We start from the raw sequence: 6,220 nt of genomic DNA, 5'->3' as shown, positions 1-6,220 counted from the left end.
CACTTCCCCTCCCCTCCTACTTCGACAAGTCACAGAACGAGTGCAAATTGGTCGCCAAGTCTTGGGGTATTTGCGGGTAAGCCATCCCTGGTTTGAAGTCACCAAACCCAGCCGCGAGTTAATTTTTGACCTAGCACTGGGAACTGGATTAATGGTCATTTCTGTTGCAGCCAGTGGTTGGTTTCTTTCAGGTAAAGCCATGGAACCAGTGCGCGAGTCCTATCAACGCCTCAAACAGTTTACGGCTGATGCTTCTCACGAACTTAGAAGTCCGATTGCTTTAATTCAAACTAACGTTCAAGTTGCCCTTGCCGATCTAGAGTTAGCAGAAACAGAAGGTGTAACTCCCCTTCACTACAAACAACAACTAAAAGTTGTGGAACGACTCACACAACGTTTGGGGAAGTTAGTGAATGACTTACTGTTTTTAGCAAGGCAAGATAGCGGTATCAGTAAAGAAATTTTTTCCCCTTGTCCTCTTGATGCTTTGTTGATGGAAGTCGTTGAGGAACAACAGCTGTTAGCGACAGAAAAAAATATAAATTTAACTCTAGAATTAATTGATCCACCTGCTTCACAAACTAACCATGAGTTAATAGATAATTGGTTCACTCTGGTTGGAAATTGGGATCAATTAGTAAGATTATTTACAAATCTAATTGGTAACGCCTTGCAGTACACTCTACCTAATGGACAAGTGAATGTTGCCCTGACACGTATAGAAGCAACAAATCGTGTTTCTGGGCTGCGTCACAGTAACACCTATCTGCAAATTCAGGTCAGCGATACCGGAATTGGTATTCCTTCAGAAGCAATACCTCGCCTCTTTGATCGATTTTATCGAGTCGATCCAGCACGTACCCACAAAACAGGTTCCACGCGATCGCAAAGTTCAACTGGTTCTGGTTTGGGGCTAGCCATTGCTCAAGCAATTGTCCAAAACCATCAAGGTCACATTATAGTAGACAGTACACAAGGTATAGGCACCACTATCACAGTCACTTTACCAACATCTGTTGAAAGTTAGTGGATAGTAGTTAGTTGTTAGTTGCTTTTCTACTAACCACTAACCACTAACCACTAACTACTAACCATCATAAAATGATACCCATGACAGATAAACAGGTGTTTCCTGTGACAGATGTAGAGCGATCGCGTTACCTACTAATTTAATGGCAATGCTTGATGAAGTGAGCCATAAATTTGACTTCTAGCAGTTTGGTACAACTACTTTTAGATTCTCTCTAACTTTCTAAGTAGTTTTGCAAGCTGCTAGTTTATTATTGGCAAAATGACTTCAAATTCAATGCATTAAAGACAATGCATGAAGGAGGGTTAGATGACAATACCCATTAGAGAAGATGTTGCTTATATTATACTAAAAAAAATACAAGAAACCGGGCAGGGAATGCACCAAGTTGAATTCACTGAAACGGACTTGGCAGGGAGACAAATGACCCCAACAGACCTTTTAGGTCATTTAGATTACCTGAATCAAAAGCAGTATATCAATGCTGAATTTACAGGCAATGCTTACGGCAATCAGGAAGATGTTCCTGATGTCGCCAATCCCAAAGAAGTTGACTTCAGAATTGCCAATACTTTTGGTGCTGCAGATGGTCCTTTGCCTCATTTAATTACCTTCAAAAAGGCAGAACTGACACAAAAAGGTCAGAAAATGTTGGAAAAAATGGAGGCAAACCCTCCCAAAGCATTAAGAGAAGGACCAGCAGTTCCTGTTGCCACCAAAGATCTACCTTTTTTGGAAAAGGTTATGCTCAAGGGTAACCTTGAAGACATCTTTGATGCTAGGGACGTAACAGAAGTTGTTTATCGAGTGATGCGTGACTTGATGACAACAGAAGCTGCTGACCGAGTTGCAGAAGAACTACACAAACCAGCTGAAATTACTGAAGATAAATCTCTGCAAGTAGAAATTGCAGAACTTTGGAAAGACACCAATCCTATTGTAGGATTCCTCAGCCGTGTTCGTCCACCTTGGCAAGGTCCTGGCATTTTCAAAATTGACTCTGACCGCTTTTTATTCAGAGTTGCAAATGAAGGTGGATTGCAAGCTAATGTAGACCGCGAACTGGTTGTCAAAGCTGTTTTTTCTGCCACCAAAGACGAATTATCACAAGAAAGAATTCAGGAAATTGCCAGTTGGTTACCCGACCATGTTCGCGAGCTTTGGGAAAAGGCTTAATGGCTAATAGACCAAGGTTTGAGCAGTTTTACCCCACCCTAACCTCCCTTGTAAAGGGGAGGGAACTGGAGATCCAATATCCCCCCTCACCAAGGGGGATTAAGGGGGTAAATCTGAGTGTATTAATTTCTATTTAAAATATTCTAACTTTCGATAGAAAGACTGATTTAAGCTATTAATTCTTTTCATATCTATAGTAAGAGTTCTAAGTAATTAGGAATTGTTATTCTTATTGTATTAAATTCAGAAAAAATAAAGACCTTATGTGAGGCAATATATATTTGCCAACTCAATAAATAATCATCTTCCAATAAGATAAATGCGTCAATGTAGAGACACTTGTCTTATTACATAAGGCAAATTTTATCAAATTTTTCACGCAATGTTAGCCAAAAATTTAGCAGGAGGTAAGCATGAATAAGCCCTATCCAATCTTTAACAAATCAATTACTTTTTTCGGTGCTATTTGTGGAGGATTACTCATTGGTTTGTCCTCTATTCCTCAAGCAGCACTAGCTCAGCAACCCCAGCAACCTCAACCGAGACCAAATTCCAAAGTTAACCCATGCCCTAGCATTTTCTATGAAGAACCTCACAATAATAGAGTTTTGGTTCCTCAAGGATGTCCAGCAAATGCTATAACTCGACAACAGTCGTCTCAAGGGAGTATTCCTATCAGAGTTACTCCGGCTGACCCAACTGAAGAACAAATAAGATTGGGTGTTGGCGGTGAAGCACCATATGAAGAGAATCAAAATTATTCTGGCAGACAACAGGGACAAGTTTCTGTTATTGCACCGCCATCACCTAACGAGCAGCAATCTCCTATCGCTTCAGTAACCCCTACCAACGGACAAGTCTCTGTAAAAATCAAGAACGACACAAACGCCGCCATTAATTATGAAGTGATTGGACACACAGAACGGCGTATTCTTGGTGGAGGACAGGAAGTTGTTCTGCAAAACTTACCAGTACCTGTGACTATTACTACCGTTCGTCAAGATAACGGCTTTGTGCAAGTGATTCCAGTCTCTACTAAATCTGGAATGATTGAGTTTTCTCTAGATGAACAAGCAAATCCCGGTAACGAACAGGGTGTCATCAGAATTCAGCAAAGCGGACAGGTTTATTCAAATTAAGTAGGTTGGGTTGAGGAACGAAACCCAACACATCTTGCCGTTTCCCATGCGCCTCAACCCCAACCGACTCCGTTGGGTTTGCCACGTGTCTCAATCCAACCGATTCCTTTGGGTTTCCCACGCGTCTCAATACAACTGACTTCGTTGGGTTTCGCACGCGTCTCAATACAATCGACTTCGTTGGGTTTCGCACGCGTCTCAATACAACCGACTTCGTTGGGTTTCGTTCCTCAACCCAACCTACCAACATTATCTTTTCTTTTTCGAGCTGGTGGCAACTTTACGTTGAAGCTGTCTCATTTTATCTAGGAGTTGCACTTCTAATTTGTTTTCATCAAGGTTTCTCGCCAGGATAACGGCTCTCTCGTAAAAATTGCGAGCGGTTGGAAGATCTCCTATTTGTTCGTATAGCTGAGCATACGCCTCAAATGACTTTAATTCTTCTCGCCGACTGTTTATTTCTTTTGCTAGTGTCAATCTCTTTTCTAGTAAGTCCAGGGCGCGTTCGTAACGTCCAACACTACCGTGGGCGATGACTAAACCATCAATCGCCCGCAGTTGATTGGCGCGATCGCCTGCTATTTTTGCCATTCCCAGTGCTTCGCCGTAAGCGCCAATTGTCCCTTGATAATCATTGGCTGCTGAGTAAGCATCACCAAGGTTGTTTAGGGTATTGGCTTGACCAAGAACATCGTTGAGTTGACGGCGGTAAGTCAGTGCTTTTTCGTAGAGTTTAATGGCTTTGTTGTACTCTCCCAATCTTGCCGTTGCTAACCCCAAACTGTTTAAAGATAGCCCTTGACCTTCAATGTTCTTTAACTGAGTGGCAATTTCTACGGCTTCTGTTAAGGTTTGGAAAGCCGCTTTATTTTCTCCTTTGCGTAAAAGTAAGCTACCAATGTTATTTAAGCCAAAAATCTGACCTTGGAAGTCTTTGATGTCACGAGCAATGGCTAAACGTCGGCGCATGGCGTCTTCTGCTTCTTTGTAAAGACCCATTTGCACGTAACCCCTGCTCAGAGCATCGTAAATCAGACCTTGTGCTTTGAGGTCACCAATGGAGTGGTAAAGCTCTAGTGCTTTTAACCAAGACTCAACTGCTTTGTCCGAACGTCCTTGCTGGTACTGTTGTTCTCCTTGTTGCTGCAACTCATCTGCTTCAGTTGTGGTTTCTCGCACTATGGAACGATCCACGGGCTGGTGGAGTTGTTCGGTAATGTCGCCTGCACTTGCAGCAAATGGATACAGCAAAATAACCAACAGCAAAATATAATTTGCACCGGGCAATAAACACCCTCTTTTCATAAAATTTTTCCGTGCTATTACGGTTTTAAGTAAACGGTTTAACAAGAAATTAAAAATTTACCAACCCAATAACACGTTATTCCGTATAATTACGCTACTCCAGGTTGAAGAAAATTTTCACCTAAGTAGATAGCGCGTATATCTGTTGGTAATTTTTCCTCTAACATACGATAACCTTCTTGGAGAAAATTCGCTACCTCAATAGGAGCGATCGCTTCCCCTTCGGCTTGCAGGTAAGCAGCAATTCTTGTTTCGCTCCAGTGGAACGTTTGAGCCATCACCACAATCAATCGCAACATAGGTGGCAACCGATCTAAAGCTTGTTCCACATAACACCAAAGTGGTGGAGAAGTGGTTTTCAGAGAATAATGAATGGCTTCGGTGGGAGGTATTTGAATCTCGTTAATACAGAAGGCAGTCATATTAATTAACCAGTTTTGTAAAGTCAGACCTTCCCTAGCAGACTGACCGCTGTTTAAATCCAAGCCCCGAAGTTCGTGATAAATGTGCCGCCAGGTGAGAGCAAACAAATAATCTGCTTGCACGGGCGATCGGGCGGAATGCCGAATCAAGGTATAAACTATAGGAGTGTACCGACAAAAAACTGCTGTAAAGAATCTCCCCGCATCCGGGTTTTGTTGAAACTGAGTCAGTAATTCCTGGTCGCTTTGATGAAAGAGCGACTTGACCAATGGATGATTGGCTTCAGTAAAATGAGGTATTTGTATCATTGAGATAAGATGATGTTGCTAGAATTAGTGTAAAAGTGGCAATCTTGTTGTTAACTGCAATAATATCCTGCTGTCAGTCCATTAAAGCTGAACAGTTAGAATGTATCGTAGTAGATACACTAGAGATACAAATTTAACCAAAGTATTACATCTACAAACGTTAGAAAGCGGATATCCTTATACAGTCCCAACGTATTCATGATTATAATTGCCAACGTGTTACAGTCCCTGTTTGTTCCTCACACCATCGGATCGTTCTTGCCCTCCCTACCCTTAGACAGCATATTCTCTACTCAGGGCATAATGGTGATGTTACTAGCTGCATATGCTGGTGCTATGTGGATGTTTCTCACCAGTGCTCCAAAAGTGCATACCGTGATGGTGTCCGACTTAGAAATTGCAAGACAGTTGTACGAAGGGCTGCTAGATTTACCAGCAGCAGAAGTTCCTTTGCACTACTACTACAACTACGAGCAAACCATTGGTGCAACAGGAGTCGATCCGTTGTACCTATCTAGCAGCCCCTCATTAGCTGGTAGTAGAATGACGAATGCCAGTGATGGGCTTTGGTATCAGCTCAAGAAAAATACTCAATTGCACGTCATCACGGGAGCAAGTGTAGGCACTAAAAATCAGCAGCGCCACGTTTGCTTTGACAAAGACTGCTTAGAAATGATTTTAATGCGAGTCGAAACCCGTGGTTTGAAATTTAAAATTCGCAGCCAGAAACCCCTCAATTTTTTAGTTAAAGATTACGAAGGACGCATTATAGAGATGGCTGAAGTGGCAAATTGATTGAGTTAGTGGTTGGTGGTTAGTGGTTAGTGGTTAGTGGTTAA

6 protein-coding genes are annotated in these 6,220 nt (G+C 42.1%); 4 read left to right on the top strand and 2 right to left on the bottom strand.

Translation table 11 applies throughout. The features are described from left to right. The 3 genes from F7734_RS46425 to F7734_RS46415 all read left to right on the top strand — a co-directional run. A partial coding sequence (locus F7734_RS46425; protein ID WP_155751094.1) for a HAMP domain-containing sensor histidine kinase occupies window positions 1-1,027 on the top strand: 1,027 nt, incomplete at its 5' end. Between the two features lie 663 nt (window positions 1,028-1,690). Then, the gene (locus F7734_RS66460) at window positions 1,691-2,206 is read left to right on the top strand and encodes a DUF2267 domain-containing protein (protein ID WP_347566399.1); all 516 of its coding nucleotides are present in this window, start codon (window positions 1,691-1,693) and stop codon (window positions 2,204-2,206) included. 413 nt (window positions 2,207-2,619) lie between these two features. Continuing rightward, on the top strand, window positions 2,620-3,345 hold the full coding sequence (locus F7734_RS46415; protein ID WP_155751092.1) for a hypothetical protein: 726 nt from the start codon (window positions 2,620-2,622) through the stop codon (window positions 3,343-3,345). 249 nt (window positions 3,346-3,594) lie between these two features. On the opposite strand, the gene F7734_RS46410 is transcribed toward F7734_RS46415, so the two are convergent. After that, a complete protein-coding gene (locus tag F7734_RS46410; protein WP_155751091.1) occupies window positions 3,595-4,650 on the bottom strand; it encodes a tetratricopeptide repeat protein in 1,056 nt (351 codons plus the stop codon). An 89-nt stretch (window positions 4,651-4,739) separates the two neighbouring features. After that, entirely contained in the window at window positions 4,740-5,378 is a 639-nt protein-coding gene (locus tag F7734_RS46405) for a sigma-70 family RNA polymerase sigma factor (RefSeq protein ID WP_166482577.1), read from the bottom strand. A 201-nt stretch (window positions 5,379-5,579) separates the two neighbouring features. On the opposite strand from F7734_RS46405, the gene F7734_RS46400 reads away from it, so the two are divergent. Continuing rightward, a complete protein-coding gene (locus F7734_RS46400) occupies window positions 5,580-6,176 on the top strand; it encodes a glyoxalase-like domain protein (protein ID WP_155751089.1) in 597 nt (198 codons plus the stop codon). Window positions 6,177-6,220: the final 44 nt, after the last annotated feature.

The sequence above is a fragment of the Scytonema sp. UIC 10036 genome (genome assembly GCF_009725235.1).
The sequence above is the reverse complement of the archived record's forward strand: the minus strand, read 5'-3'. Positions and strand labels throughout refer to the sequence as shown.